Source organism: Corynebacterium felinum (genome assembly GCF_030408755.1).
Taxonomy (GTDB): Bacteria; Actinomycetota; Actinomycetes; order Mycobacteriales; family Mycobacteriaceae; genus Corynebacterium; species Corynebacterium felinum.
The window spans coordinates 1322279-1348649 of record NZ_CP047209.1 but is presented as its reverse complement, the minus strand read 5'-3'; the positions used below and the strand labels follow the sequence as shown (position 1 = coordinate 1348649).

At 53.3% G+C, this 26371-nt stretch carries 24 protein-coding genes; 10 read left to right on the top strand and 14 right to left on the bottom strand.

Features of this window, described 5'->3' with window-relative positions:
- Nucleotides 1-35 precede the first annotated feature (35 nt).
- On the bottom strand, nucleotides 36-848 hold the full coding sequence (locus CFELI_RS05865; protein ID WP_277104383.1) for a TrmH family RNA methyltransferase: 813 nt from the start codon (nucleotides 846-848) through the stop codon (nucleotides 36-38).
- Nucleotides 849-952: 104 nt separating this feature from the next.
- Here CFELI_RS05865 and CFELI_RS05860 point away from each other — a divergent pair, with 104 nt between their 5' ends.
- The 3 genes from CFELI_RS05860 to CFELI_RS05850 are packed head-to-tail and all read left to right on the top strand — an operon-like array spanning nucleotide 953 to nucleotide 3003.
- A complete protein-coding gene (locus CFELI_RS05860; RefSeq protein ID WP_277104384.1) occupies nucleotides 953-1120 on the top strand; it encodes a DUF8730 family Cys-rich protein in 168 nt (55 codons plus the stop codon).
- A gap of 3 nt (nucleotides 1121-1123) precedes the next feature.
- The gene (locus tag CFELI_RS05855) at nucleotides 1124-2737 is read left to right on the top strand and encodes an FAD-dependent oxidoreductase (protein ID WP_277104385.1); all 1614 of its coding nucleotides are present in this window, start codon (nucleotides 1124-1126) and stop codon (nucleotides 2735-2737) included.
- 5 nt (nucleotides 2738-2742) lie between these two features.
- Nucleotides 2743-3003, top strand: a complete 261-nt coding sequence (locus tag CFELI_RS05850) for a metal-sensitive transcriptional regulator (RefSeq protein WP_277104386.1) — start codon at nucleotides 2743-2745, stop codon at nucleotides 3001-3003.
- A gap of 215 nt (nucleotides 3004-3218) precedes the next feature.
- On the opposite strand, the gene CFELI_RS05845 is transcribed toward CFELI_RS05850, so the two are convergent.
- From CFELI_RS05845 to infC, 4 genes are all read right to left on the bottom strand, one after another.
- Nucleotides 3219-3779, bottom strand: a complete 561-nt coding sequence (locus tag CFELI_RS05845) for a TM2 domain-containing protein (RefSeq protein WP_277104387.1) — start codon at nucleotides 3777-3779, stop codon at nucleotides 3219-3221.
- A 317-nt stretch (nucleotides 3780-4096) separates the two neighbouring features.
- On the bottom strand, nucleotides 4097-4480 hold the full coding sequence (gene rplT / locus CFELI_RS05840) for a 50S ribosomal protein L20 (RefSeq protein ID WP_277104388.1): 384 nt from the start codon (nucleotides 4478-4480) through the stop codon (nucleotides 4097-4099).
- A 68-nt stretch (nucleotides 4481-4548) separates the two neighbouring features.
- On the bottom strand, nucleotides 4549-4743 hold the full coding sequence (gene rpmI / locus CFELI_RS05835; RefSeq protein WP_277104389.1) for a 50S ribosomal protein L35: 195 nt from the start codon (nucleotides 4741-4743) through the stop codon (nucleotides 4549-4551).
- Nucleotides 4744-4773: 30 nt separating this feature from the next.
- A complete protein-coding gene (gene infC / locus CFELI_RS05830) occupies nucleotides 4774-5316 on the bottom strand; it encodes a translation initiation factor IF-3 (RefSeq protein ID WP_277104390.1) in 543 nt (180 codons plus the stop codon).
- 301 nt (nucleotides 5317-5617) lie between these two features.
- Between infC and CFELI_RS05825 the strand changes: the two genes are divergently transcribed.
- A complete protein-coding gene (locus CFELI_RS05825; RefSeq protein WP_277104391.1) occupies nucleotides 5618-7690 on the top strand; it encodes a hypothetical protein in 2073 nt (690 codons plus the stop codon).
- An 80-nt stretch (nucleotides 7691-7770) separates the two neighbouring features.
- Here the strand turns inward: CFELI_RS05825 and ltrA are convergent, their stop codons facing one another.
- Complete coding sequence (gene ltrA / locus CFELI_RS05820) at nucleotides 7771-9093, bottom strand: group II intron reverse transcriptase/maturase (RefSeq protein ID WP_290259768.1); 1323 nt, start codon at nucleotides 9091-9093, stop codon at nucleotides 7771-7773.
- Nucleotides 9094-9847: 754 nt separating this feature from the next.
- On the opposite strand from ltrA, the gene CFELI_RS05815 reads away from it, so the two are divergent.
- Together CFELI_RS05815 and CFELI_RS05810 are read left to right on the top strand one after the other, a co-directional pair.
- Nucleotides 9848-10147 carry a hypothetical protein gene (locus tag CFELI_RS05815; protein ID WP_277104134.1) on the top strand — a complete coding sequence of 100 codons (300 nt, stop codon included), beginning with the start codon at nucleotides 9848-9850 and terminating at the stop codon, nucleotides 10145-10147.
- 86 nt (nucleotides 10148-10233) lie between these two features.
- Complete coding sequence (locus CFELI_RS05810) at nucleotides 10234-10374, top strand: hypothetical protein (protein ID WP_277104133.1); 141 nt, start codon at nucleotides 10234-10236, stop codon at nucleotides 10372-10374.
- Here the strand turns inward: CFELI_RS05810 and CFELI_RS05805 are convergent.
- Together CFELI_RS05805 and uvrA are read right to left on the bottom strand one after the other, a co-directional pair.
- Nucleotides 10371-10679: a hypothetical protein gene (locus tag CFELI_RS05805; RefSeq protein WP_277104132.1), complete on the bottom strand. Its 309-nt coding sequence runs from the start codon at nucleotides 10677-10679 to the stop codon at nucleotides 10371-10373. The genes CFELI_RS05810 and CFELI_RS05805 overlap by 4 nt on opposite strands.
- Nucleotides 10680-10883: 204 nt before the next feature.
- Complete coding sequence (gene uvrA, locus CFELI_RS05800) at nucleotides 10884-13742, bottom strand: excinuclease ABC subunit UvrA (RefSeq protein WP_277104131.1); 2859 nt, start codon at nucleotides 13740-13742, stop codon at nucleotides 10884-10886.
- A gap of 86 nt (nucleotides 13743-13828) precedes the next feature.
- Between uvrA and CFELI_RS05795 the strand changes: the two genes are divergently transcribed.
- The 3 genes from CFELI_RS05795 (at nucleotide 13829) to CFELI_RS05785 (ending at nucleotide 17879) form a co-directional block, all read left to right on the top strand.
- Nucleotides 13829-14428, top strand: a complete 600-nt coding sequence (locus CFELI_RS05795) for an MBL fold metallo-hydrolase (protein WP_277104130.1) — start codon at nucleotides 13829-13831, stop codon at nucleotides 14426-14428.
- 159 nt (nucleotides 14429-14587) lie between these two features.
- Nucleotides 14588-15454, top strand: coding sequence for a DoxX family protein (locus CFELI_RS05790; RefSeq protein ID WP_277104129.1), 867 nt, complete (start codon nucleotides 14588-14590; stop codon nucleotides 15452-15454).
- Nucleotides 15455-15611: 157 nt separating this feature from the next.
- On the top strand, nucleotides 15612-17879 hold the full coding sequence (locus CFELI_RS05785; protein ID WP_277104128.1) for a HelD family protein: 2268 nt from the start codon (nucleotides 15612-15614) through the stop codon (nucleotides 17877-17879).
- A gap of 179 nt (nucleotides 17880-18058) precedes the next feature.
- Here CFELI_RS05785 and CFELI_RS05780 read toward each other — a convergent pair whose 3' ends face one another.
- The 4 genes from CFELI_RS05780 to uvrB all read right to left on the bottom strand — a co-directional run bounded on the left by CFELI_RS05780 (nucleotide 18059) and on the right by uvrB (nucleotide 21808).
- On the bottom strand, nucleotides 18059-18205 hold the full coding sequence (locus tag CFELI_RS05780; RefSeq protein WP_277104127.1) for a hypothetical protein: 147 nt from the start codon (nucleotides 18203-18205) through the stop codon (nucleotides 18059-18061).
- Between the two features lie 558 nt (nucleotides 18206-18763).
- Nucleotides 18764-19204 carry a universal stress protein gene (locus tag CFELI_RS05775; protein WP_277104126.1) on the bottom strand — a complete coding sequence of 147 codons (441 nt, stop codon included), beginning with the start codon at nucleotides 19202-19204 and terminating at the stop codon, nucleotides 18764-18766.
- A gap of 60 nt (nucleotides 19205-19264) precedes the next feature.
- On the bottom strand, nucleotides 19265-19714 hold the full coding sequence (locus tag CFELI_RS05770) for a universal stress protein (RefSeq protein ID WP_277104125.1): 450 nt from the start codon (nucleotides 19712-19714) through the stop codon (nucleotides 19265-19267).
- 30 nt (nucleotides 19715-19744) lie between these two features.
- Nucleotides 19745-21808 (bottom strand): excinuclease ABC subunit UvrB, encoded by a 2064-nt coding sequence (uvrB, locus tag CFELI_RS05765; RefSeq protein ID WP_277104140.1) that lies wholly within the window; start codon nucleotides 21806-21808, stop codon nucleotides 19745-19747.
- A gap of 84 nt (nucleotides 21809-21892) precedes the next feature.
- Here uvrB and CFELI_RS05760 point away from each other — a divergent pair, with 84 nt between their 5' ends.
- A complete protein-coding gene (locus tag CFELI_RS05760; RefSeq protein WP_277104124.1) occupies nucleotides 21893-23368 on the top strand; it encodes a glycoside hydrolase family 183 protein in 1476 nt (491 codons plus the stop codon).
- A 62-nt stretch (nucleotides 23369-23430) separates the two neighbouring features.
- Here the strand turns inward: CFELI_RS05760 and coaE are convergent, their stop codons facing one another.
- Together coaE and CFELI_RS05750 are read right to left on the bottom strand one after the other, a co-directional pair.
- Nucleotides 23431-24033 (bottom strand): dephospho-CoA kinase, encoded by a 603-nt coding sequence (coaE, locus tag CFELI_RS05755; RefSeq protein ID WP_277104123.1) that lies wholly within the window; start codon nucleotides 24031-24033, stop codon nucleotides 23431-23433.
- 206 nt (nucleotides 24034-24239) lie between these two features.
- Entirely contained in the window at nucleotides 24240-26282 is a 2043-nt protein-coding gene (locus CFELI_RS05750) for a glucose PTS transporter subunit IIA (RefSeq protein WP_277104122.1), read from the bottom strand.
- Nucleotides 26283-26371: the final 89 nt, after the last annotated feature.

Here is a 26371-nt window from a genome sequence, read left to right as displayed (position 1 = left end):
GCGATGCCCTCAAATGCACAGGCATTCACTGTGCATTAGTCAGTGCACAAGTGCTTCGCTGATTCGTACAAGCAAATCGATGCTGCTGTTGCGAGATTCAATGATTCGGCACGGCCACGGATAGGAATGCGGACACGGTGATCGGCCAAAGCGAGCAGCTCTTCACCTAGTCCATGGGCCTCGTTGCCAAACAACCACGCAATCGGCTTGGTCAAAAGTTCATCAGCCTCATCCAGATTTACCTCACCGTCAGCACTGGTGGCCAGAATCTGCAAACCTTGGGCTCGAAGCTGCCCCACAACGTCCTTGATATTTGTTTCCCGCGCCACCGGAAGGTGGAACAACGAACCAGCTGAGGAACGCACTGCTTTACAGGACTGCGGATCAACCGTTTCACCAGCAAATACCACTGCGTCAGCGCCCATGGCATCAGATACTCGGATAAGGGTGCCTGCATTGCCGGGATCATTCGTTTCCACGGGCACGCTCACCAGCTTCGGCCGACCTTGAAGAGCCTTGCCCACCTTCCACAGCACAGGAGTGCACACAGCAAAAAGACCAGTGGTGGAAATAGTGTCCGACAAATGCTTCGCGGCACGATCGGTAATGGGGTGAACATACACGCCCATATTTTCTGCTAGGCGCACAATCGGTTCGAAGCGTTGCGCTGCTTGCTCAGTGACAAACACGTCAGTGGCAGCACCCGTGGCAATCGCGGCTTCCACCGAATTTTCCCCTTCCACGATGAAGGCATTGGCCTTCTTGCGGGCGGCGGATCGGTGCAGCTTAGCGGCGTTAACGATGCGGGGGGTGCGCTCGGTGAAAGCCACAGTAAAGTCGAGGTTCATTTCACACACTCTAGCACGCCCCCAATTGACCCGATCATACCCCTAGGGGTATAAATGAGTTCAGTGAAATCCACATCCCTGAAAAAATCTTCAAAGGAGAACACATGTGTCGTCCAGTTGCGTGCAAACAGTGCGGTAAGACCACCTGGGCTGGTTGCGGCCAGCACATCGACCAGGTCAAACGCCAAGTCCCCGCCGGACAATGGTGCACCTGCGACCGCTCCAAAGCCCCATCGGGTGGCTTCTTCTCACGCCTATTTGGAGGTAAATAACTCATGTCCACCACTGTCATCATCGGCGGTGTTGCCGGCGGCATGTCCACGGCAGCACGCCTGCGTCGGCGCGACGAAAACATGACGATCATCGTGTTCGAAGCTTCCGGCAACGTCTCCTTCGCCAACTGCGGCCTGCCCTACTACGTTGGTGGCGTTATCCCTGAGCGCTCTTCACTGCTGCTGCAAACTCCCGAATCGCTCAAAGCGCGTTTCAACCTCGACGTTCGCGTCAACCACCGTGTCATAGCAATCGACACCGCCAACCACACCGTCACCGTGGAGCATAACGGCGAGACCTTCACCCAACACTACGATCACCTCGTGCTCTCCCCTGGTGCTCGGCCGATCATTCCAGACATTCCCGGCATTGAGCGGGCACTCACGCTGCGCACAGTTGAGGACGTCGACATGATCGTCGACACGCTCGATAACACCGTGAAATCCGCAGCAATCATCGGCGGCGGCTTCATCGGCCTCGAACTCGCCGAAAACTTCCGCCACCGCGGCCTTGAGGTCACCCTCATCGAGCGCGCACCGCACATCTTGGCACCACTGGATGAGGAAATGGCCGGAATCGTCACCAAGCACATGCGCGACAACGGCGTGAACATCCTAACCAACGCCAACACCACCAGCATCGAGGACAACACGCTCACCCTCAACACCGGTGAGGTCGTCCCCGCCGACATCGTCATCGCCGCAATCGGCGTTACCCCCGAAAACACGCTCGCCCGCGAAGCCGGAATCGAACTCGGCGCACGCGGCGGCATCAAAGTGGACGACCAGCTACGCACGAGCGCACCCGACGTTTTCGCGCTTGGCGACGCCGCCGAAAAACGCGACGCAATCTCCGGCGCCGACACACTCATCCCACTAGCACAAACCGCAAACCGCCACGGTCGCCTCGTCGCCGACATCATCACCGGCCGCGACGTCCACCGCCTAAGCACCCAAGGCACCGCCATCGTAGGCGTCTTCGGGCTTGCCGCCGCAACCGTTGGATGGAACGAACGACGCGCCCGCGCCGAAGGAAAAGACGTGCGCATCGTCCACGTCCACCCCGCCGACCACGCCGGCTACTATCCAGGGGCAACACAAGTCCACCTCAAACTCGTCATCGATGCCGCAACCGACGCCATTCTGGGTGCCCAAGCTGTCGGCGAGAACGGCGTCGATAAGCGTATCGACGTCATCGCAACCGCCATGCGCGCCGGACTGACCGCCTCCGACCTCACAGATCTTGAACTCGCCTACTCCCCGCAGTACGGCTCAGCAAAAGACCCCGTCAACATCGCCGGAATGGTTGCAGACAACCGCATCAACAGCGAACAGTCCGTGCAGTGGCACGAGATTCCCGCAGCAATCGCGGCCGGCACTCAGCTCATCGACGTTCGCACCCCTAGTGAATACGCCGCTGGCACCATCGACGGCGCCCGCAACATCCCCGTCGATGAACTGCGCGAACACCTCGACGAGATCAGCAACGATGCCATCGTCTTCTGCCAAGTAGGCCTGCGCGGACACGTTGCCTCCACCCTGCTACAAGGACACGGCATCACCGTGAAAAATCTTGACGGAGGTTACCTCAGCTACTACCACTCAACGCTAATATAAACCTCATGCAACTCGAACCCGCCGACCTCAAAAACTCCATCACCCGACTCAAGCGTGCAAACGGGCAACTCGCTGCAGTGATCCGCATGCTTGAAGAAGGTGAAGACTGCCAAGCAGTAGTCACGCAACTAGCTGCAGTATCCAAGGCCATTGACCGGGCAGGATTTTCCATCATCTCCACCGGACTTAAAGCCTGCATTAACGAAGGCGAATCAGCTGATGTTGACCTAGCGAAGCTAGAAAAACTCTTCCTAAGCCTTAGCTAACATCCTCTACCCGCTTACCCAACACAACAAATCCCTGCATCACTTCCTTAACACAGCAACACTCCTGGCAAAACAGGTGTTTGTGAAAGAACAGAAGCAGGGATTTCTGTTTATCCAAATCCGCTAAAACCGCCCGAATTTACACCTTTAGCACGAGAAAAGGCGGCGACGAAGTCGGTTTATCGCGATTTCAGCCAGTGATGAAACCAAATGCCTTAACGCAACAAAAGCACACCACGGGCGTCGGTATCATACCCACCAGCACCAGTTAAGGTCATAATAATCTCCACGAACACCCACACACCAACAATCATGAGCAAGAAAATACCCACCACCAAAATAGATGTGAGGATACCCAAAACAGTGAGTGCCAATTGGGCAAAAGCACGACCATTATTACCCAAATAGAAATTGTGGGCGCCCCAACCGCCCAAGAAAAAAGCCAACACTAACGTGACCACCCAACTTTTTTGCACCACGGGAACCGCATAACCTGGCTGCATGGGCACCATCGCGGAGTGGAATGGCTGCTGGTGCATAAAAGACGAAGGCGTAGACTGCATATCCGCAAACGCAGGATTCAGCGGATAAGCGCCCGAAGGCGATTGGTACTGAGGAGCAATCTCTGGAGTTGCATAAGGCACATCCGCTCCCGAAACACCACTGGTGCCGTGTACCGGTGGATAGGAAGCGGAATTGAAAGGGTTGGAAGCAGGTTGTGAATTCGAAGAATTCCATTCATTGCCCTGATCACCAAAATTATATGGTTGCGACATTACATTCCTTTCTGCACCTGAAGAATACCTACGCTGCGCATTCTTGAGGCATACCCACTCTCATAGTTACCACACTGGCACAAGGCTACCTTGATACAACGAGAGTAACCACTACCCTAATACAAAGGGAATTTTATTATGAGACACCGTGAAAGAAAAGGGCTTGCGCACAGATGGGAAGATCGTCCATACTCTCACTGAAAAACACCTGCTCACCAATACCCCCACCCCTTCTCTCTTCTTAAGTGCTACGAAAAAGATCCCCCTACTACCCACGCATGGGTAAGGGGGATCATCAGCACCGAAGTGCAAAAAGCTTAGGCAGCCTTTGGTGCGTTAACGTCAGCTGGCAGAGCAGCCTTCGCAGCTTCGCAGATTGCGGAGAACGCAGCGAAATCATTCACAGCGAGCTCAGCGAGGATCTTGCGGTCAACCTCGATCTCAGCAAGACGCAAGCCCTGGATCAGACGGTTGTAGGTAATGTCGTTCATACGAGCTGCAGCGTTGATACGGGTGATCCACAGCTTGCGGAACTCAGACTTACGAGCGCGACGATCGCGGTAAGCGTAAGTCATAGAGTGCAGCCACTGTTCCTTAGCCTTACGGTACAGGCGGGAACGCTGGCCACGGTAGCCCTTGGCGGACTTCAGGATTTCGCGACGCTTCTTCTTAGCGTTGAGTGAGCGCTTGACACGTGCCACTGTTCAAACTTCCTTTGGTATTTAAGATTCTTACTGTATGTGATCTAGGGAGGGAAAAGGCTAAAGAATTAAGCCTTGCCCAGCAGGCGCTTCACGCGCTTGACATCAGCTGGAGCTACATCCTCAGTGCCCTTCAGACGACGGGTACGGGTGGATGGCTTGCCCTCAAGGAGGTGGCGGCGGTTGGCCTGCTCACGACGCAGCTTGCCGGAACCGGTGGTCTTGATTCGCTTAGCGGTACCCTTGTGGGTCTTCTGCTTCATGGGATTTAACGTCCTTTAACTGTTTAGTCTTTACTTCTTGCCCTTGCGCACCGGGCCGAAGACCATGGTCATATTACGACCGTCCTGCTTTGGCTTCGACTCGACGACGCCGTACTCGGCGACATCCTCTGCCAGACGCTCAAGAAGGCGAGTACCCAATTCAGGTCGCGACTGCTCACGGCCGCGGAACATGATGGTGACCTTTACCTTGGAGCCCTTTTCGAGGAAGCGGATCACATTGCTCTTCTTCGTCTCGTAATCATGGTCATCGATTTTCGGACGGAACTTCTGCTCCTTGACCACAGTCTGCTGCTGATTCTTGCGCGCCTCACGAGCCTTCTGGGCCTGTTCGTATTTGAACTTGCCGTAATCCATGATCTTGCACACGGGCGGCTTAGCATTAGGCGCAACCTCAACAAGGTCGAGGTCAGCATCATATGCGAGCTTGCGGGCATCGTCGATACGAACGATACCAACCTGCTCCCCGTTTGGGCCGACTAGGCGGACCTCGGGAACTCGGATTCGCTCATTAATGCGAGCTTCAGCGCTGATGGGGTACTCCTCAAGTAGCAAAGTTGAACTATTTGTGATCTACCGTTTATCGCTTTGGCTTCTATCCCCAGAACACAACAAAACCCCCGCCTGTCTAACAGGCGGGAGATCTTTGGAATGTTCATACAGCAGCAACCACTAGAAAAAAGTTACTGACGTACACTTTTACCTTGTGCCTACACCATCATGGGCGGCTTCAGGTGGGAAGATCTCCACTTGCGACCTGCGCTTATATAAGCTCAGGCGGTAGCTCGATAAAGATAACATAAATTCTTGCCAAATTGCAAAATCTTCTACCGCACTCAGCTATAGACTCGTAGGCATGTCCAATAACACTTCATTATTAGACGTCATGCGCAGGCTCGAGATTGCTGAACGCAATATTACCGAAGCCCGCGGAGCCCTCAATTCATTGATGGCTCACTCCGGTTCGCAACAACCGTTGCACAACCCTACCTACCAACCCAACCCATATCAAGGTGCAGACGTAACTCCTACCATCACGCCTACACCCACTGCCGTTGGGCACAGTGCCGGTATTCCAGCGAACCAACCCGGACATTCACCACGTCCACAGCCTCCAGTTGGCACACTGCCCCACCCAGGAGCACAGCAACCTACAGCTCCCTCTCACGTTGGGCATGGGCCGTACGGGCCACCGAAGAGTCCACAGCATTTTCAGAAGGGTGCTGCTATACCCTCTGGCGTGTCCAAGACTTCAGAAAAATCAACTCCGTGGTGGAGTAACGATAAGATTGTCACCCGCCTGCTCGGCATCTTTGGCAGCGTGGTCACTTTTGTCGGCGTGGCCTTTTTGGTCACCCTGGGCATTGAGTACGGCATCATTGGCCCGCCAGCGCAAGTGGGGCTTGCTGTCACTTTGGGCTTAGCTTTGCTCGCCGCCGCTGTAAAGCTGCGTGGCGGCAAAGTCCAAGAAGCAGTGATCACCGCACTGCTGACAACTTCCCTTCTGGTTTTGGGCGCAACCACGATGGCGGTGGGTTTTGTTCTTGAGTGGATACCCGAAATGGGAATCACCATCATTTTCGGGCTGTTGGGCATCGGCTTCTTAGCAATTGCCTACCTTTGGAACAACAAATATGCACTGATATCGGTGACTGGTGCGTGGTATTTCCTCGCACTATGGCATGCCGCGGAAATGCTGCACAGCATGTACTGGACTTACAGCTTTATTGGCATCCTCTTGTGCGCACTTGGTGTGATCAAGAAGTGGAACGTTAACGCAATTGTCGGCACCGTCACCGCGCTCGGTGCGGCAGTTACCTTTGATTTCTATGCTGATTTTGCCATTCGCTTGCACTACATCTTCCTTGCCTGCGCCGTGGCCTATATGGTGGTGAACTACCTTTTCCCCCACCTTTGGGCAAAGATCGGTACGGTTGGCTTCTTTGTTCTTGCATGCTCGGTAGCTGTGAATCATTCCGGCTATCCCGTATCAATGGTGATTGATGAACGCGTTGTGCTGTGGACTACCTTCGCGTTGGCGTGCGCATGGATCTATCTCAAAGGCGATTTCTTTGCGTGGACTTTTATCCCCGTACACTTGTGCGCGATTGTGATCTGGGGTTCAGATTTCGCCATTGCAGGTATCCCCGGTACAACAGTCACCGCCATCCTCTACATCTTGATGCTTGTGTTTACGGTATCCCAGCTGAAAACTACTGCCAAGACAACGTGGGTCTGGTTCGTGTGGCTAGTTTTCCTAATTCCACATGTCTACTCCCCGATCGTTCACACTATGCTCCGCGAACCGCAGTCAATCATTCGCTATCGCGAATCCTTAATCGGTATCGCGTTGGGCCTGCTGGTAGCTTTCTGCATCTACGCTCGCAGGCGTCTACCTCAGCCAACAATCCTCTTCGGCATCGTCGCTTTAGTCATGTCTATGGTTAGCACCGTGACCATTACCACCACTGTTGGCCACTCTCTCGGCGCTTATGAGGGTATGTGGTTGGGGTATCTCACTGGGCATTCCGTTGTATCCATCGCATGGATTTTCATCGCCGCATGGTTAATTCTTGGGCGCTATACTTCGCTGGGGGTCGGTGTTTGCCTAGCTATCGCTGGCACTGTGAAATTGGTGTTCTTGGATATGGCCAACCTCAATGGTTTGCCACGAGTCTTGGCATTCATCGTCTCCGGTGTGGTTCTCATCGTTGTGGCCACCAAACAGGGAAAGCAAGCACAAGGCCACTCTAGCCCAGCAAGCACGAGCACCCCTAGCCCTCAGCCGGTGCCTGTGGGGGCTTCTCAGCTAAGTGAAAACTCCAACCTTGGGTCACACAAGGAAAATTCGACGCCGATCTCACAACCGGCCACCAAACCTGCTGATTCTCAGCTAACACCACCGAAGGCTTCTGAGCCTGAGGCTTAACTCCAATCGAGTAGGGTGCCGGGTTTCCCGGCAGCCCTCTCACACCACCGTACGTGCGGTTCATCGCATACGGCGGTTCCTTACACCAATACAGAGTATTGACTGTGCTTATAGTTCCAATACGCCACGGCTGATACGAGGTTCTGGTCATTCCAATACGCATTAGTAAGCGTGGTTGTAAGCACCCACGAGCCAGCGATACGCCAGTAGGACTTACTGGTATTAGCCCACTCATAGGCCTTTTGTTTATCCACACCCAAGCGGCAGAGGTTCCGTATCCGCGTTCGGATACGTTTCCACTGCTTCCATACGCACATCCGCAGTCGACGACGAAGATGCTCATCCAGCCGGTTAAGAAACACCTTCGCATCCGCCAACGCGAAATAACCAAGCCATCCACGCAAATATTTGTTTAACCGGTCAATGCGATACTCCATCGACACCGACCACGATCTTGCCGTAAGCTCTTTCACTCGGGCTAAAACCCTCATCTTCGTGGCCTTAGTAAGTCGAAACCGATACTGATCACCACGAACCAGATAGAACCCATAGCCTAAAAGCTCCGCCTTAATCGCATGACAAATAGTGGACTTCTCCTGATTAACCCGCAGCTTTAACTTCCCCTCCAGAAACTTCCCAGACTGGGCAAGCGCACGCTGCGCAGCACGCTTGGAACGAACAAAGACCCGAATATCATCAGCATAACGAACAAACTTCGTGCCCTTAGATGCAAGATAATGATCAAAATCATCCAACATGATATTGCTCAACAACGGCGATAACGGTGACCCCTGCGGAGTCCCTGCATCACTACACCGAACAACACCATCAGCCATAATCCCAGCGTTTAAATACGCCCGAATAAGCTTCAACACGCGCTTATCGTCAACCTTACGAGCCACCCTCGACATCAACATGTCGTGATTAACCGTGTCGAAATACTTCGACAAATCAACCTCAACAACCCACACATACCCCTCGTTAAGAAACCCACGTGCGGTCTTTAACGCCATATGTGCGCTACGTTGAGGCCTGAAACCAAAAGACACAGGCACAAACCCCACATCAAAGATAGGCGTAAGTACCTGCGCGATCGCCTGACAAATCACACGATCAACAACAGTCGGAACACCAAGCATACGCCAACCACCCGAAGGCTTTAGGATCATCACCTCACGAACCGGCAACGGCTTATACGTTCCCGCGTCAAGACGCTCACGAATGCCACTCCAGTGTTCGCGCAGATAAACGTCAATATCCTCAACACCTACCCCGTCCACACCAGCAGCACCCTTATTCGTCTTAACCCGCTCTAATGCAGTGCGGAGATTGCCACCTGAAAAGACTTGATTCCACAGATCAGCACCCGCACCAGTTGACACTTCCCCTACATCGGCAGACACACAACTAGGCACACCATGGCTATCGTCGGGATTCACCCTATCCTCCCCATAATGCCCACACACACGTGGTTGGCAGCTTTCACCGTTATGCATAACTACAATCCAGGTTCCATACTCAACAATGTAAAGTTCAGTCCTTCCTCGCTCACCCACCATAAGGGCTACCGCGGACCGCGGTGTCTCCCACGAGTACTATGACCTCGGCTGACTCCTACCACACCAACCCACAACAGGGCTTACCACACCTACTTGGCACAGTCTGTGACAGGCCTCCCCGATTAAGAACATGCTCTTTCCTCCTACAACCGCCACATCTACGCACTAACCACTTCGATGGAACGGGCTTCGACTTCTTCGGCAGCCTTACCCAGATCAGCGCGCCTTATATGTGATTCGTATACCTCGGTGCAGGATTTCGCTTGAAGCTTCCTCCCCACAACACCTCACGATGCTGCAGTTGCCATCAGCTACATAGTTAAACCACCTTCACTATCAGGGACTCACACCCTTAAGAACATGCCCATGTCGGGCGAACCGAAAAGGGGGCTGTTTCTATAACAGCCCCCTTTTCGCTACGTAGCTACTGGAGATTTTCAAGGCACTGAGGTTTTCTCACCGGCGAAATGCGCATGAAACGTTAACCAGTGGTTTTTGGGGTTTTGTGGGCGGAACGTCAACGCAAAGCACGCGGGATCTATCAAGTCCATTGTCTAGGGCCAACAGCTAGTACTGCTCTATTGGTAGACTGCCGAATATGGAGGAGAAAAAACTATCGTCTTTAGTATTCGGAAACGTTATCCTTGAATCTCAGATTTTGGGGACAACCATCCGAATATACGCTGATGACATGCGGTCTTATTCTTTTCGACCTAGCCCTTATGTCTCCCTCTCCGTCCCTTTAAACGAGTTAAAAGGGCAGCTCCAGCCTGACCACGCCGAAGCTCTCGCTAAAAGAGTTTTCGATTCTGTATCTGAAGAGCTCAACGAAAACTACCCAGGTGGTTGTGAGCGCGCAGAAAAAGAACTAAAAGCCTGGCTCATGGGCACTAACTAGTTCACATTGCACGGAAGATGAACTTCACTAGAGATGCCAAAGCCATGATGCGATCCAGCAAAAATCTCTCCAGAAAATCGGTAATCATGACCGGAAGTACTTGGCCCGCAGATTGCTTCTCCACGGACAAATCCGTAGCCGCCTTCGGTAAGGCTCTTGAAGGTTTCGTCTACAGTCTCATAGAAAAATCCAAGATGTTCTTCTTGGGGTCGGATCTTTGCGCTTAACGGAAGGCAACCAGTTCTAGTGCATCTGACATGCAGGCCCTAAGAAATGATTCCCCAGCTTCTACCCGAGGATCGGCGAATGTTCCTGTACATGCCCCTGCGTTCACAGAACGAGTAAGCACTCCATCATTCAAAGTCTCATCATCAAACGTAAAAGTAAAGCTTTCACCAGGCTCGACCACGACGCGAGACGTTGCGTCCTTTGGTAACGCGTCCGAAGCAGCAGCTGCCATTGGGCAAGAAAAAACAAGAGCCGAAAAAACAGTTGCAACGGCGGCAAAAGAAGATCTGATTTTAGTACTCATAAAATGAGCATAAAAGTAAACAAACTAGTGAGGTTTTCTTACAGGGGGAAATAGGTGTGAAACGTTGACCAGTGGTTTTAGGGGTTTTATGGGTGGAACGTCAACGCAAATCACGCGGGGCACTTGGTTCAGAATGGTTTTTGTCAATCTGAAAGGAACACCGCGTGCTTTGTGTTGACATTCCACCCACATGAGAAAACCTCACTAAGTGTTTGCCAGCATTTCTTTCAAGAACTGACCCGTATAGGATCCCTCCACCTGCGCAACCTGCTCTGGTGTACCTTCGGCAACCACTCGGCCACCACCGGAACCACCCTCCGGGCCCATATCAACAATCCAGTCGGCAGCCTTGATCACATCGAGATTGTGCTCGATAATAATCACCGAATTGCCCTTATCCACCAGCCCTTGAATCACCAGCATCAGCTTGCGAATATCCTCAAAGTGCAAGCCCGTAGTAGGCTCGTCGAGAATATACACAGTCCGGCCATTAGAGCGTTTTTGCAGCTCCGACGCCAATTTCACACGCTGAGCCTCACCGCCCGACAGCGTCGTGGCCGATTGCCCCAAACGCACATAGCCAAGACCAACCTCAGTGAGGGTTTTGAGATAACGATGAATTGACGTGATTGGCTCGAAGAAATCTGCCGCCTCCGCGATAGACATCTCCAAAACCTCCGCAATGTTCTTGCCTTTGTAGCGCACCTCAAGCGTTTCACGGTTATAGCGGGCACCATGGCAGACTTCGCAGGGCACATACACATCAGGCAGGAAGTTCATTTCGATCTTCAACGTGCCATCACCTTGGCAGGCTTCGCAACGACCGCCTTTCACATTGAACGAAAAACGCCCCGGCTTGTAGCCACGCACTTTTGCCTCAGTGGTTTCGGCAAACAGCGTGCGCACCTTATCAAACACGCCCGTGTAAGTAGCTGGGTTTGAGCGCGGGGTGCGCCCAATGGGGCTTTGATCAACCTGAACAAGCTTGTCGAGATGTTCGATGCCCTCCACGCGCGTTGCTCGGCCTGGTACTTGGCGTGCACGATTCAGCGCGTTGGCGAGGTTTTTCGCCAAAATTTGGTTCACTACGGTGGATTTACCGGAACCCGACACCCCTGTCACACACGCGAGAACACCCAAGGGGATTTCCACATCAATACCCTGAAGGTTGTTCTCCTTCGCACCGACCACTTTCAAGGTGCGTAAAGGGTCGATAGTGCGTCGTGTGTCGGGCACACCCAATTTCATGCGACCCGACAGGTAGGCGCCGGTGATGGAATCTTTACACTTCTTAATTCCTTCAGGCTTACCTTGGTACACCACTTCGCCGCCAAATTCACCAGCATTGGGACCGATGTCGATGAGCCAGTCAGCTGCACGGATAGTGTCTTCATCATGCTCCACAACAATCAAGGTGTTGCCGATATCGCGCAAACGCTCCAAAGTGGCGATCAAGCGTTGGTTGTCGCGCTGGTGCAAACCAATCGAAGGCTCATCAAGCACGTATAACACACCTGCCAAACCCGAACCGATTTGGGTTGCCAAGCGAATGCGCTGGGCCTCGCCACCAGAAAGGGTGCCTGCGGCACGGTTGAGCGTGAGGTAGGTCAAACCCACATCGATGAGGAATTTCAGGCGCGCTTGAATTTCTTTCAACACGGCACCCGCGATCATTGTCTGACGGGAATTAAGGCTCAACGAATCTAAGAATGCTGCTGCTTCTTCCACACTCAGCGCGGTCACATCAGCAATGGACATCTCACCATGCGACTGAGAGCCAAGGCGCACCGCGAGAATTTCAGGGCGCAGACGCGCCCCCTTACAGGTAGGACACGGCGTTTCGCGCATGTAGGCCATGAGTCGGTCTTTTTGAGAATCTGAATCCGTACCTTCGAGGCGACGCTGAAGGTTCGGCAACACGCCTTCATAGGTGGAACTCCACGTGCGTGAACGCCCATAACGGTTTTTGTATTTCACCGTCACCTTATCGGGTGCACCATTGAGAATGAGGTCGCGCTGCTCATCAGTGAGCTGGTTGAAAGGGGTCTGAGGATCCACATCAATCACTTCACAGAAACCGCTGAGGAGTTTTTGGTAGTAGCCTTCGCCTGCACCAATGCTGAAAGGATGGATCGCCGAGATAACTGGTGCATCCTTATCGGGTACCACAAGATCGAGATCAACTTCCATCTTTGTGCCCAAACCGTCGCAGGCAGGACACGCGCCGAAAGGTGAGTTAAAAGAAAATGAACGCGGCTCCAACTCATCCACGCCAATAGGGTGGTTGTTGGGGCAGGACATCTTCTCACTGAAGCGGCGAATCCGCGCTGGGTCGTCTTCGGGCAGTGAGATGAACTCAAGCTCGACCACGCCGTCGGCAAGCGTCAGTGCTGTTTCCACGGAATCGGTCAGTCGCTGCTTCTGCGATGCTTTTACCTGCAAGCGGTCGACTACCACTTCAATGTCATGCTTGATCTGTTTTTTCAGCTCAGGCGGGCTCGTGAGCTGGTGCACCTGACCGTCGACGCGCACACGGGCGAAACCTTGGGATGAGAGCTCCTGGAACAAGTCAACGAACTCGCCTTTGCGGGAACGCACGACAGGGGCAAGGACCTGAAATTTCAGCCCCTCTTCCATCTCCAACACCTGATCAACGATTTGCTGTGGCGTTTGGCTCTCAATTTTTTCATCACACACTGGGCAGTGCGCAACACCCGCACGCGCGTAGAGAAGACGCAGGTAGTCATACACTTCGGTGATGGTGCCCACGGTTGAGCGCGGGTTGCGGTTGGTCGATTTTTGGTCGATCGACACTGCCGGTGAGAGCCCTTCGATGAAGTCGACATCAGGTTTATCCATCTGGCCGAGAAATTGGCGGGCGTAGGCGCTGAGGCTTTCGACGTAGCGCCGCTGCCCTTCAGCGAAGATGGTGTCGAAGGCGAGGGAGGATTTACCGGAGCCAGAAAGCCCTGTAAATACCACCATCGCGTCGCGCGGTATGTCGATGTCGACGCCTTTTAAGTTGTGTTCGCGCGCGCCGCGGACCACGAGACGGTCTGCCACAGTGAATCCCCTTCGATAGTGGTGAGAAAATCAAATATCTATTCGAACATAGCAACGAATTGAAAGTTTCGCTACTCTTGGGTTTTATGAAACCTTTAACGCTTAACCGTATCGCAGTTGACCCCTTTGATAACAATTGCTACTTTGTGTGCGCTGGCGATGAAGCTTTGCTTATCGACGCCGCCAACAACGCCCCCGCACTTTTGAAGCGCGCTGAGGAACTTCAGGTTCGGATCACGCATCTGCTCACCACCCACCGGCATGCCGATCATGTTCAGGCTCTTGCTGAGGTTCTCGCTGCTACTGGTGCTACGCATTTCGCTTCCGCCCTCGATGCCCCTTCCCTGCCCGTGGCTGTGGATGTGAAGTTGGAGCATGGCGATGTACTGCCGTTTGCTGGCTATGAGTTCCCAGTGATTGTTCTGCGGGGACATACTGAGGGTGGTGCTGCACTCGTGGTGGAATTGGATGGGGTCACGAATATTTTTGTTGGCGACAGCTTGTTCCCAGGCGGGGTAGGTAAAACGGATTCCCCTGAGCACTTCGAGCAATTGTTTTCCGACGTCACTACCAGGCTGTTTGATGTTTATGACGATGACACTGTTATTTGGCCGGGCCATGGTGCAAACACCACATTGGGTGCGGAGCGCGGCGGTCTCGACGAGTGGAAACAGCGGGGTTGGTAACACCTAGTTTTTACTGCGCGACTAAAGATGTGACCTTTCGAAAACCTATGCCTTCTAGGCTAAGAAAGTGGCTTATCAACAACTTCCCCACCGCTCGGTACTTGTTTTCGTCTACGATTGGTGAAGTATCTTAAAAGAGATCTAAGGAGAAATTTCTTCATGCTTCGTAAGCTCGCTCGCCCAATGGTGGCGTCCGTCTACATCGCCGATGGTGCGGATACTGTTTTGAATACCCAGGCTCATGTTGAGGGCACTCAGATGGTTATGCGTCAGCTGCGCGTTGTTTTGCCCCGCCGCTACTACAAGATGATTCCGCAGAATCCAGAGCTGATCACTCAGGCTATTGGTGCGACAAAGGTTGCTGCGGGGTCGATCCTTGCACTGGGTAAGGCTCCTCGCACTTCCGCTTCTGTTCTTGCGCTGTTGAGTGTTCCTACGATTCTTGCCCGCCACGCTTTTTGGGAGACCCAAGATGCTGAGGAGAAAACGGCGCGCCGTCAGGGCTTCCTCACCTCTGTTGCTTTGCTGGGTGGTTTGTTCATTACCAGTGCTGACACTGCCGGTAAGCCGGGGTTGAAGTGGCGTGCGCAGAAGGCTGCGAAGAAGGCCAATAAGCAGATCCAACAGGCGTTGCCTACTCAGTCGGAGTCGGAGAAGATTGTTGCTTCCGCCTCTGAGTGGTTGGATGGTGCACGTCAGGAATCCTCGAAGTTGGTTGATTCTGCTTCTGAGTGGATTGAGGATGCCACTGAGAAGGTGTCGAGCTTTGTTGAGGACAATCGCGACGATTGGGCTGATACTGCCCGCGAGTGGTTGGATCGTGCTCAGGAAAATTCCAAGGTGGCTAAGAAGAAGGTGCTGAAGGCTGCGGTTGCAGCTCAGGATAAGGCACAGGCTGCTTTTGCTGATGCGCAGGATGCTACCGGTCGTACGGCGAAGAAGGCGACGAAGCAGGCTGATAAGTTGCAGGTTCAGGCGCAAAAGGCGTTTGCTCGTGCGCAGAAGAAGTTGGATAAGAAGTTCTAGTTTCTTCCGTTTCGGCTTAAGAGTTTTTACTCTTAGTTTTTCAGGGTGTGTACCGCACAGGCACACACCCTTTTTGTTATGCCGGTTGTGGGGGTGGTATTTGCGCTAAAATTGGAACTTTCGTTTTTTATTCCTGCCTTGAAGCAAGTGAGGATGCATGCTGAATAAGGATCAGATTGCGGCGGAGATCGCCCGTGAGCAAAGTTATGTCGATGGGCTGTTTTCTCGCCTTGATCGGGAAGTGTCCCAGGCGCAGGAGCGTTTGGCGCAGGTGCAGTTGCGTGTGGATCCTTCGAATCCGGATGCTGAGGCTTTGGTGGATCGTGAGACGGAGTATCACGGTTTGCATGATCGTATTGATCGGCTGAATATCGCCCAGTTGGGTTTGGTTTTTGGACGTATTGATGTGACTGTGGATAATCCGAGCTTGATCGATAATCCGGTGGCTGAGAATGTGGATCGCCGCTATATCGGCCGTATGGGTTTGGATGATCGGGAGGATGATTACCGAACATTGCTTGTGGATTGGCGCGCGCCGATGGCTCGTCCTTTCTATTTGGCAACTACTGCACAGCCGGAGGGTGTGCTTGTTCGTCGGCATATCCGCACGAAGGGCCGCACGGTTGTGGGGGTGGATGATGAGGTTTTGAGTGGCGAGTTGGCTGCTGATGAGCTGCGTGAGGAGTCTACGGGCGGGCATGAGGCTCGTTTGGGGGTTGCGAGTGAGTCGGCGTTGCATCGTGCGTTGCATAAGGCTCGTACTGGGCGTATGGCCTCGATCGTGGAGACTATTCAGCGCGAGCAGGATGAGATTATTCGCGATGAGACGCGTGGGGTGATGGTGGTTGAGGGTGGCCCGGGTACGGGTAAGACTGCTGTGGCGTTGCATCGTGTTGCGTACTTGTTGTACACGTGGCGTGAGCAGTTGGCGCGTACGGGTGTGTTGATTATTGGTCCGAATCGGACGTTTTTGGATTATATTTCGCGCGTGTTGCCTGAGTTGGGTGAGACGGGTGTTGTGTTGACGACTGTGGGCGAGATGTTTCCGGGTGTTGTGCCTGCGCATTCTGAGTCATTGTTGGCGCGGGAGATTAAGGGTTCGGTTGAGATGGTGACGATTCTTGATCGTGCTGTGAAGTCGTATCAGTCGCTTCCCGACTCGCCGCGTGTGGTGACGATCGAGGGCATTGAATTGCTTATCGACGCCGCCACGATCAAGGCTGCGCGGACTCGGGCTCGTCGGGCTCGTCGTCCGCATAATGTGGCGCAGCCACTGTTCGCCGAGGCTTTGGCTGAACAGTTGACGATCCAAATGGTGGAAAAGATTGGTGCGGATCCTTTGGGTGGGAAGAATTTGTTGGGGCTGGGTGATCGGGCGCAGCTTCATGATGATATTCAGGAGGATCCGGTCACTCATGCGTTGGTGCAGGAGTTTTGGCCGTTGCTACATCCGGCGCAGGTGTTGGCGGAGTTGGTGGAGAGCCCTGAGCGTATTGCTGAGGTTGCTTTTGATTATGATGAGGAAACTCAATCGGCGCTTGCTCGCGAGTGTGGCACTGCGTGGACGGCTTCTGATGCTGCGCTGGTTGATGAGATTGCTCATCTGATTGGTGTGGATGAGCAGGAGGATTCGCTTTCGGCGTGGAGTGCGGAGTTTTCAGCTGCTGAGGAAACGTTGGAGGGTTTGAGTTCTTCGGCGAGTTCCGATTTGGATGATGAGTTGGATGCCGAGGTTTTGTCGGCTTTCGACGTGATTGATGCCAGCGAGTTGGCGCAGCGTCAGGTGGTGTCGGATTCGCGTTCGACGGCGCAGCGGGCTTTGGCTGATGTGCAGTGGGCTTATGGACATGTGATTATCGATGAAGCCCAGGAGTTAAGTCCGATGGAGTGGCGTATGGTGATGCGTCGTGTTCCTAATCGGTGGATGACGATTGTGGGTGATACTTCGCAAACGAGTAGCCCCGCTGGGGTGGATTCGTGGGCGGATACGTTGGCACCGTTTGTGTCTCAGCGTTTTAAGAAGCACCAGTTGACTATTAATTACCGCACGCCTGAGGAGATTATGGCGGTGGCCAATGATGTGTTGGCGGTGTTTGCGCCGGATGTGGTTCCGAGTGTGTCATTGCGTCGTTCGCATCATCCGGTGGAGTTTAGTTCGGAGGATCCGTTGGTTCTTGCCCAGCGGTTACGCGAGCAGGATCCGCAGCGTTTGACTGCGGTGATTGCAGCGGAATCTGCGCCTGGTGTGTTGGGTGTGGAGGAGATTAAGGGTTTGGAATTTGACCACGTGGTAGTGGTTGATCCTGTTCGGATTGTGGAGGCTTCGCCGCAGGGCTATCAGGATCTATTTGTTGTGCTCACGCGGGCAACACAGACACTGACAATCGTCGGCGATTTAGAGCAAGTTTTAGTACCGCAGAAATAACCACAAGTCTTTTACGCAAGATTCCGCATGAGATTTACCGTGGGCTCTTATCACCGCGTCTAAATGCACACCCGTACGCTTTGCGCCGATTACCTCTGTTATGTTTGAGCGTGCCCTCGGCAGTTATTCCCTCGCCTTGCTGAGGAAGTATCTTTGGCGATGTGAAATTTTCTGCGTAGCTAGTCCAAGATGAGATGTGCTAGTTCCGTTCCAAGCTGCGCACCGATTGCTAGTCCGATGAGCACGACGAGAGCACCGATGGCGAGCATCAGTGGGCTTAACTTATGGGGGTTTTCTTTGCCCCAAAGTTCTGATTCTTGGTTCATCGTGACTTCATCCTTTCCGCACTGTAGGTGGTGGGTGGAATTTTAATCAGGATAAAGCACGGTATGTGGGCTATTTCCCACCCAATAAAATTGAGAACGTTCCAAGAAATCTAATATTTTGGAAACTTTTTACTCTCAGCACCTGAGAATTATTTTCTCAACCAAACGTAAACACCAGCATACGCTCCACAATACTGATACAAGCTTAAGAAATTGGCTGTGAACAGTGTGAGAATAATTAATGATCAGGCAGATATTTTCATCCAGAAATCATCCCCCACTTTGGGGGTATTAAAAAGACTGCGAGTCTAACCTATTTGTCCGATCACCCGATATTTCCTCAATCCTCATCCCCATCTACGCATCTTTTTAACCTGAGGTTCACTCCCCCAAAGCATGTGTCGATTCATGAGCCCCAAAACGCTTCTGAATTGAGATCTTACGTGGGCTGTCGGTTCAAACGGCACGTGGCACTTTGGCAGTCTAAGACGCCAAAAGGCGTTGCCTCCCTATATTTCTATGGGGGCAACGCCTGAAAAAATTCGACGTGATGCGGTTTTAGCTCACGGTATGAACGATCATGACATCACAATCAGACTGGCGAGCCACATCAGCAGGGACGGAACCCAGAAGGCGGCCGGTCAAGGAATTGATGCCACGGTTGCCCACCACAAGAAGGTCAGCATTGTGCTCATTCACAATCGCCATCAAAGCCTCAACAGGGGTGCCAGGTCGAACAGCGGTCTCAATGCGCATTGAACCAATGGTGCGCGCAAACTCCGCAGCCTTATCCAGGTTTTCTTGGGCTGGATCGGTACCCAAAACAGTGACAGAGTCTTGGCGCAGGGTCTTCGAAGCCTGCTCCTTGGACTCGTAGTAGGCGCAGCCAATAACCAGGGTTGCATCGAACGCAGCAGCAATACGAGCCGCACGCTCAACAGCCAACATGGAAGACTTTGAGCCGTCCGTTCCAACAACAATGGTCTTATAATCGCTCATGTGAAAACCTTCTTTAGAAGTAGTGTTTAAAGCCTCAGTACAGTGTAACAAACAAGCTAGTTACGCTTCTGCGGTGTTAACAAGCATCACGTCAACTGAAGCCTTGCGAGATACCTCACCCGGAATATTTCCCAGCAGACGCCCCATCAGCGAATCCAATCCGCGATTACCCACCACCAGAAGATCCGCCTCAAATTCATCGACAACCTGCAACAACACAGCAGCAGCGGAACCCGACTTCGTAATCGGAGTGATATTGTTCGCACCTTCTTCGCGTGCGAGCGCTTGTGCTTCATCCACAATCTCATTCGCGCGATCCTCACTGAACACGGGCAGCGCATGGATTTCCGCGTGTGCCTTTGCCGTCAATGGTTCAGAATCACCAAAGAATGCGCACACAATTCCAAGTTCTGCCCCATAAGCCTGTGCAAGACTAGCGGCTGTGCGCACCGCTTTCAGGGAGCTCTCAGAGCCGTCCGTTCCAACGATTACTCGGGAATAAGAAACCACGGTGGTTCTCCTTTTGGTGTCACTCGTGTATTAAATGCCAGCTTCTTTCATGCCTCGTAGCTCCTTTTTCAGATCTACGATTTCATCACGCAGCCTGCCCGCAAGTTCAAATTTCAACTCGCGTGCCGCCGCACCCATCTGGGTTGTGAGTTCTTCAATGAGTTTCTCCACCTCGCTTGTTGCCATGGAGCTTGTATCTTTACGCCCCACCACAGCAGCATCCGCAGTAGCAGAAGAAACATCACCTTTTTCATTATCGCTCACTTGATCAAGAATGTCAGCAATCTTCTTACGCAAAGGTTGCGGATCAATTCCATGCTCAGCGTTGTAAGCCAACTGCTTTACGCGACGTCGCTCAGTTTCATCAATGGCATGAGCCATCGAATCCGTGATCCGGTCGGCATACATGATCACCTCACCCGACACGTTTCGAGCAGCACGTCCAATGGTCTGAATCAGCGAAGTAGTGGAACGCAAGAAACCTTCCTTGTCGGCGTCCAAAATGGCCACCAAGGACACTTCTGGCAGGTCAAGCCCCTCACGCAGGAGGTTAATGCCCACCAACACATCGTATTCACCTAAACGAAGTTGGCGCAGCAGCTCGACGCGCTGCAAGGTATCAATATCGGAGTGCAGATAGCGCACCTTAATGCCATTTTCCAACAAGTAATCAGTGAGGTCTTCGGCCATTTTCTTGGTCAGCGTAGTGACCAAGATGCGCTCGTCTTTGTCAGTGCGCAGTTTAATCTCATGAATAAGATCATCGATTTGACCCTTCGTGGGGCGCACCGTGACCTTGGGGTCAACCAAACCAGTGGGCCGAATAACCTGTTCAACGTATTCGCCACCAGCTGCCGCAAGTTCATAATTGCCTGGGGTGGCGGATAGATAGACGGTTTGGCCCACGCGGTCGGAAAATTCCGTCCACGTTAAAGGGCGGTTATCAAGGGCGGACGGAAGTCGGAATCCGAAATCAACGAGGTTGCGTTTGCGCGACATGTCGCCTTCAAACATGCCGCCGATTTGGGGGACGGTCACGTGAGACTCGTCGATGATGGTGAGGAAATCTTCGGGGAAGTAATCCAACAGAGTTGCTGGTGCGGTGCCTGCCGCACGCCCGTCAAGATGGCGGGAGTAGTTCTCAATGCCGGAGCAGAATCCGACTTGCTCGATCATCTCTAAATCGTATTCCGTACGCATACGCAGGCGCTGTGCTTCTAAGAGTTTGCCCCGGTTTTCTAGATCGTCGAGGCGTTGTGCGAGTTCTTCTTTAATATCTTCGATGGCGCGTGCCATGCGCTCAGGGCCCGCCACGTAGTGGGTGGCGGGGAAAATGCGGATTTCTTGGACTTCGCGCAGCACTTCACCAGTAAGTGGGTGAATGTAGTAGAGGGCGTCGATTTCATCGCCGAAGAATTCCACGCGCACTGCGGTTTCTTCATAGGACGGAATGATATCGACGGTGTCGCCTTTCACGCGGAATGTTCCACGGGTGAAGCCCACATCGTTGCGGGCGTATTGGATATCGACAAGCAAGCGAAGGAAGCGGTCACGTTCCACTTCCTCCCCTACCTCAAGCCATACACTGCGGTCGAGGTATTCCTGTGGTGTGCCCAGACCATAGATGCAGGAAACGGAGGAGACCACCACGACGTCGCGACGCGAAAGCAAGGAGGAGGTGGCGCGGTGACGGAGGCGCTCAACATCGTCGTTGATGGACGAGTCTTTTTCGATATAGGTATCGGTTTGGGCGATGTAGGCTTCGGGCTGGTAGTAGTCGTAGTAGGAGACGAAGTACTCAACAGCATTGTTGGGGAGAAGTTGTCTCAGTTCGTGGGCAAGCTGGGCGGCGAGGGTTTTATTCGGTGCCATCACGAGGGTGGGGCGCTGCTGTTTTTCAATCAGCCATGCGGCGGTTGCGGATTTGCCGGTACCGGTTGCGCCGAGCAAGACGATGTCGCGTTCGCCGCGGTTGAGTCGCATGTCGAGTTCGGCGATGGCTTGGGGTTGGTCGCCGCTGGGGGTGTAGTCGGAGATGACTTCGAAGGTTCCGTCGGCGCGGGCAATATCGCTGATTGGCCTATGGTTGACCATTTCGGGGCCAGTGGTTGGGGAATTATTGAGGTGATTGAGGTCTTCACGCGACGAATTCATACCTTTGATATTAGAGTGAACATCATGCGTTTTCTGAAAACCGTCGTCTCTGCTCACCGTCCGGCTGTTTCTGTAGCGTCCGTGTCGGTGCTTGCGGGTGTGAGTCTGTGTGTGTTGGCGCCGTCTGCAACTGCTGCGCCCTGCGATTATCGTGTGGTGCCGCAGGAGGGTGAGGTTATCCAGTCTGGTTTGAGTAGTGGCAGTTCGTCAAGTGGGCTGTTGTCGTCGTTGTTTGGTCATGATTCGAAAAATCAGGGGCGTCACCCTGGCCAGATTCCGGTGCTGAAGGGCCATACGCAGGCTGTTCATTTGTTGACTGGCCCGGGTTCTCCACAGCGTACTGACCGGCTATTTTCGGTGTCGGGCACTGATTTGGGTATTGCCTGGACTGGCCCAGATGGGACGTATATTGCCTTCGGCGATACGATGAGCTGTTTGGGTGAGGGTGACGGCTGGCGTTCAAATGTGCTGATGCGCACCACCGATGTGGATTATTCTGATTCGTTGCGTGTCGAGGAGGCGGTGACTGATGCTGGTTGGGCTCGCCGAGGGTGGGCGCGTGAAATTATTTCTTCACTGAAGACTCCAGGTATTGAGCACACGACGATTCCGACGGCGGGTATTTATGTGAATGGCAAGCACTACATGGATTACATGTCGGTGCGCAAGTGGGGTGATCCGGGGTTCTGGTCGACGAATTATGCGGCGACTGTGGAGAGCACGGATGGTGTGCACTGGTCGTTGGTGCCGACGTCGATACGCGTCAATAATGGTGCGTTGAAGTTGCCGCAGGTTGGTTCGCTCAGTGCGTTCCGTTCGGGCAATCAGAATCTGCAGATGAGTGCTTTTGTGCTTCACGACGGCTATGTGTACCGCATGAGCACACAGTCGGGCCGCGATGGGTCCGCTGTGCTCGCCCGCAGCCCGGAAGCCAGCTTCCCGGATGAAAATAGCTTCGAATTTTTCACGGGTTCTGGCTGGTCGGATGACCCCGCGGATGCCTCAATTGTGATTGATGGTCATGTATCTGAGCTATCAGTGGCGTTCCATGCTGGGCTCAACCAGTGGGTGGCGCTTTACCTGGATGATAAGGGCATGGTGATGCGCACCGCGGATTCCTTGGAAGGCCCGTGGAGTGACAAGCGCATGTTGGTCAGCCGCGCAACGATCCCTGATATTTATGGCGGTTTTATTTTGCCGAATCAGCGGACGAATACGCTCGAATGGGTTGCGACAACGTGGAGTGCGTATAACGTGATGGTGATGCGGACCGATCTGTCCCAGGTTCCTGGCGTGACACCTCGTTCGCCACTGGCAACGCGCAACAGTGCGGTTGAAGACAACCTTGAGGTGGAGAAGGTGATCGACTTCACCCCTGGCGCGGTTGCCGCTGTGGCGGATAGCAACAACCCTGTTGCGCCTGAAGGTGTGGAGATTGTTCCTGCCCCACCAGTAGAGCGTGAAGAAGATGCGTTGGTGATGGAGAAAGACTACGAGTAACTAGTACCCACAGTGTTTCTTTGCGCGTAGCACCGGTGACATTTGGGTGTCACCGGTGCTTTTTAAGCGTGCACACCTGTGATTTTTTCCAGAATTGTTGCTACTTGTGGGGCGAGTTTCTCAGGCGTTGAGTTGTTGTCGATGATGTAGTCGGCGGCGGCGCGTCGTTGATCGTCATCGATTTGTGCGTTAATGCGGGCACGTGCGTCTGTTTCATCCAGCCCACGGTGGGTAACGAGGCGTTGAACGCGGGTTTCGCTCTCAACGTCGACGACGATGACCACGTCCATTGCGGTGTGATGTCCTTTATCCACGAGCAGTGGCATATCCCAGACCGCCCATTGGTGACCTTCACTGGCTGCTTGGGTGAATAGTTCGTGGGTGCGTTGTTCGATCGCGGGGTGGGTGATGGTGTTGAGTTTCTCCGTTGCTTCGGGGGTTGCGAAGGCGCGTTGAGCCAGTAGTGCTCGGTTGAGTGTCCCGTCGGGGTTAAGTATGTCTTCCCCGAATGTGTCGGCGAGTTGACGTAGTACTGGTTGGCCTGGTTCGACGATTTCGCGTGCGATCTTGTCGGCATCAATGATGGGAAGCCCAGCGTGGGCAAGCAGTTGTGCAACCGTTGATTTTCCTGATCCGATTCCGCCAGTGAGCCCGATTTTTTTCATGTCCTCTAGCTTAGTTCGCCAAGGCTTGTGTGGTTGTTTCACTCCGCATGCCGAATGTCTGTGAGTTTGATGTAACCAGCTTAAGTAGCGCATGGAAAAACCCTGCCAAAAGGTGGTGGTTCTTCTTTGTGTAAGAACTCACTGCACTTTTCGGCAGGGTTTTAAGTCAAGCATGGTTGGGGTGTCGGTGACTCCCCTCTTCATGCTTAGGCGGTGGTCTTAATTACCTCGGTGCTGGTGGTTGCTACACCCTCAGCAACGCCTTCGACCTCGGCGAACTTCGTGGTGTTGGTAACAAGCACTGGGGTGATCAGGTTATACCCCTTCGATTCGATGAACTTTGGTTCGAAGGTGATCAATACGTCACCGGCTTCGACACGCTGCTTGCGTGCCACGTGTACCTCGAAGCCTTCACCGCCCAACTGAACGGTGTCGATACCGACGTGAACCAACAGTTCGATGCCGTTGTCGAGACGCAAGCCTACAGCGTGACCAGACTTCTGTACCGCAATCACGGTACCAGCGGCAGGCGCAACAACTTGGGTGCCGGTTGGCTTAATGGCAACACCCTTGCCCAGCTTTGCGGTGGCAAAAATTGGGTCAGGAACCTCACTTAAAGGCACAATTTCACCGTCCAGCGGTGCAGACACGAAGCTAACAGCGCCGGGTTGAAGTGCAGTCTTGACTGTTTCTTCAGCTACTGCCACTGCATTTTCTTTCGCTGCAGTTTCAGCAGTTGGGGTTGCAGCAGCTGCAACCAGCGGGGTCTTTGCTTCCTCTTCCTGCTCGCGCGCTGCAGCAAGCTGAGCAAGAACCTCAGCTTTTTCGTCCTTGGTACGGTAGTCGAACAGAATCACCAGAGTCATGGAGGTGAAGAAGGCTACTGCAATACCGATGGCGTAGCCGTAGTAAGGGCTCATAGCTGGAATGGTGAGCAAGGAGGTGAAGACGAAAGCATGAGCCTTGACGTCGAAAATACCCATCACGATACCGCCGGCCACACAGCCTGCGAGAAGGCGAATGTAAGACTTACGGAAGCGCAGAAGCACACCGTAGAGCGAAGGCTCGGAAATACCGCCGAGCAAACCGGCCATCATGCCACCGAAGGACACCTGGCGCATAGCGGTGTTGCGTTCCATCAGGGAGGTGATGAACACACCGGTGACAACGCCGAAGCAGGCAAAGTTCCAGGCACCCATGGGGCCTTGGATGAAGTCGTAGCCCAACACTGCAATGTTCTGAATCATGATTGCGTTCAGTGGCCAGTGTAGACCCAATGGAACCAAGAATGGGTAGAGGCAAGGAATGATGATCGCAAGAATGAATGGGCTAAAACCGTTGACTGCAGTAAGCAGAGAGGTGATGCCATTACCAACGCCAATGCCGAAGGGGCCGAGAACAAAAGCGGTGGCTGGGATCATGACGAGCAGGGAGAAGAATGGAACGAAAACCATCTGAATTGAAGAAGGAATGATCTTCTTCAGACCCTTTTCAACCCAGAACAAACCAATAGCCGCGATCAGCGGTGGGAAGACCTGTCCACCGTAATCGTTGAGAACCAAAGATGCACCGAAAACCTGAACGACGTCACCCTTGTTACCAATAGCAAGGAAGTCTGGGGTGAGGAAGGCCGCAGGGATAGCTGCACCCACCCATTCATTGGCGCCCAGCTTACGAGCAGCAGTAGCACCAACCATGATTGGCAGGAAGTAGAACACCGATTTCCACATGGCGTGCATCAACTGGAATCCGGCAGGAAGCGCTGCGAACTGATCGCCAGCCTCAGGGCCTGTTGGGAACTTGGCCAAGCCAAAAGTATCGAACAGCACGAGGAGGGTGATAATCAGCGATGCACCCAACAATGCCCACAGAATTGGGCGGAAGGTATCAGAGAGGAACTCGAAGCAGTAATCCACCTTGGAGTACTTACCGCGAACACCGGAGTACTGCTTCTTGGAGGAAGCGGAATTCTCGTCCTTCTCCCCCATGCCCGGCATACGAACCAATTCTTGGTAGTAGTTGGCAACAGCGCCACCCATGACTACCTGCAAACCAGTAGTTCCCTGAGGAACCACCCCTAAAACTTCAGGGTTTGCATCCAGTGCCGCCTGATCCGCCTTGGATTGATCAAACAACTGGAACCGAAGACGCGTCGCACAGTGCGACAGCGAAGCAACATTCTCTGCGCCGCCAACCTTCTCGAGAATAAACTCGGAGGTTTGCTTGAGAGACGTAGCCTGTGCAGCCATTTCAAGCCTTTCCGTAGTTAGTAACAAAAACACAAACGGGACTAGTGGGGCTCTGGTTTTGTTCGGAACTAAAACCAGAACATTAACCA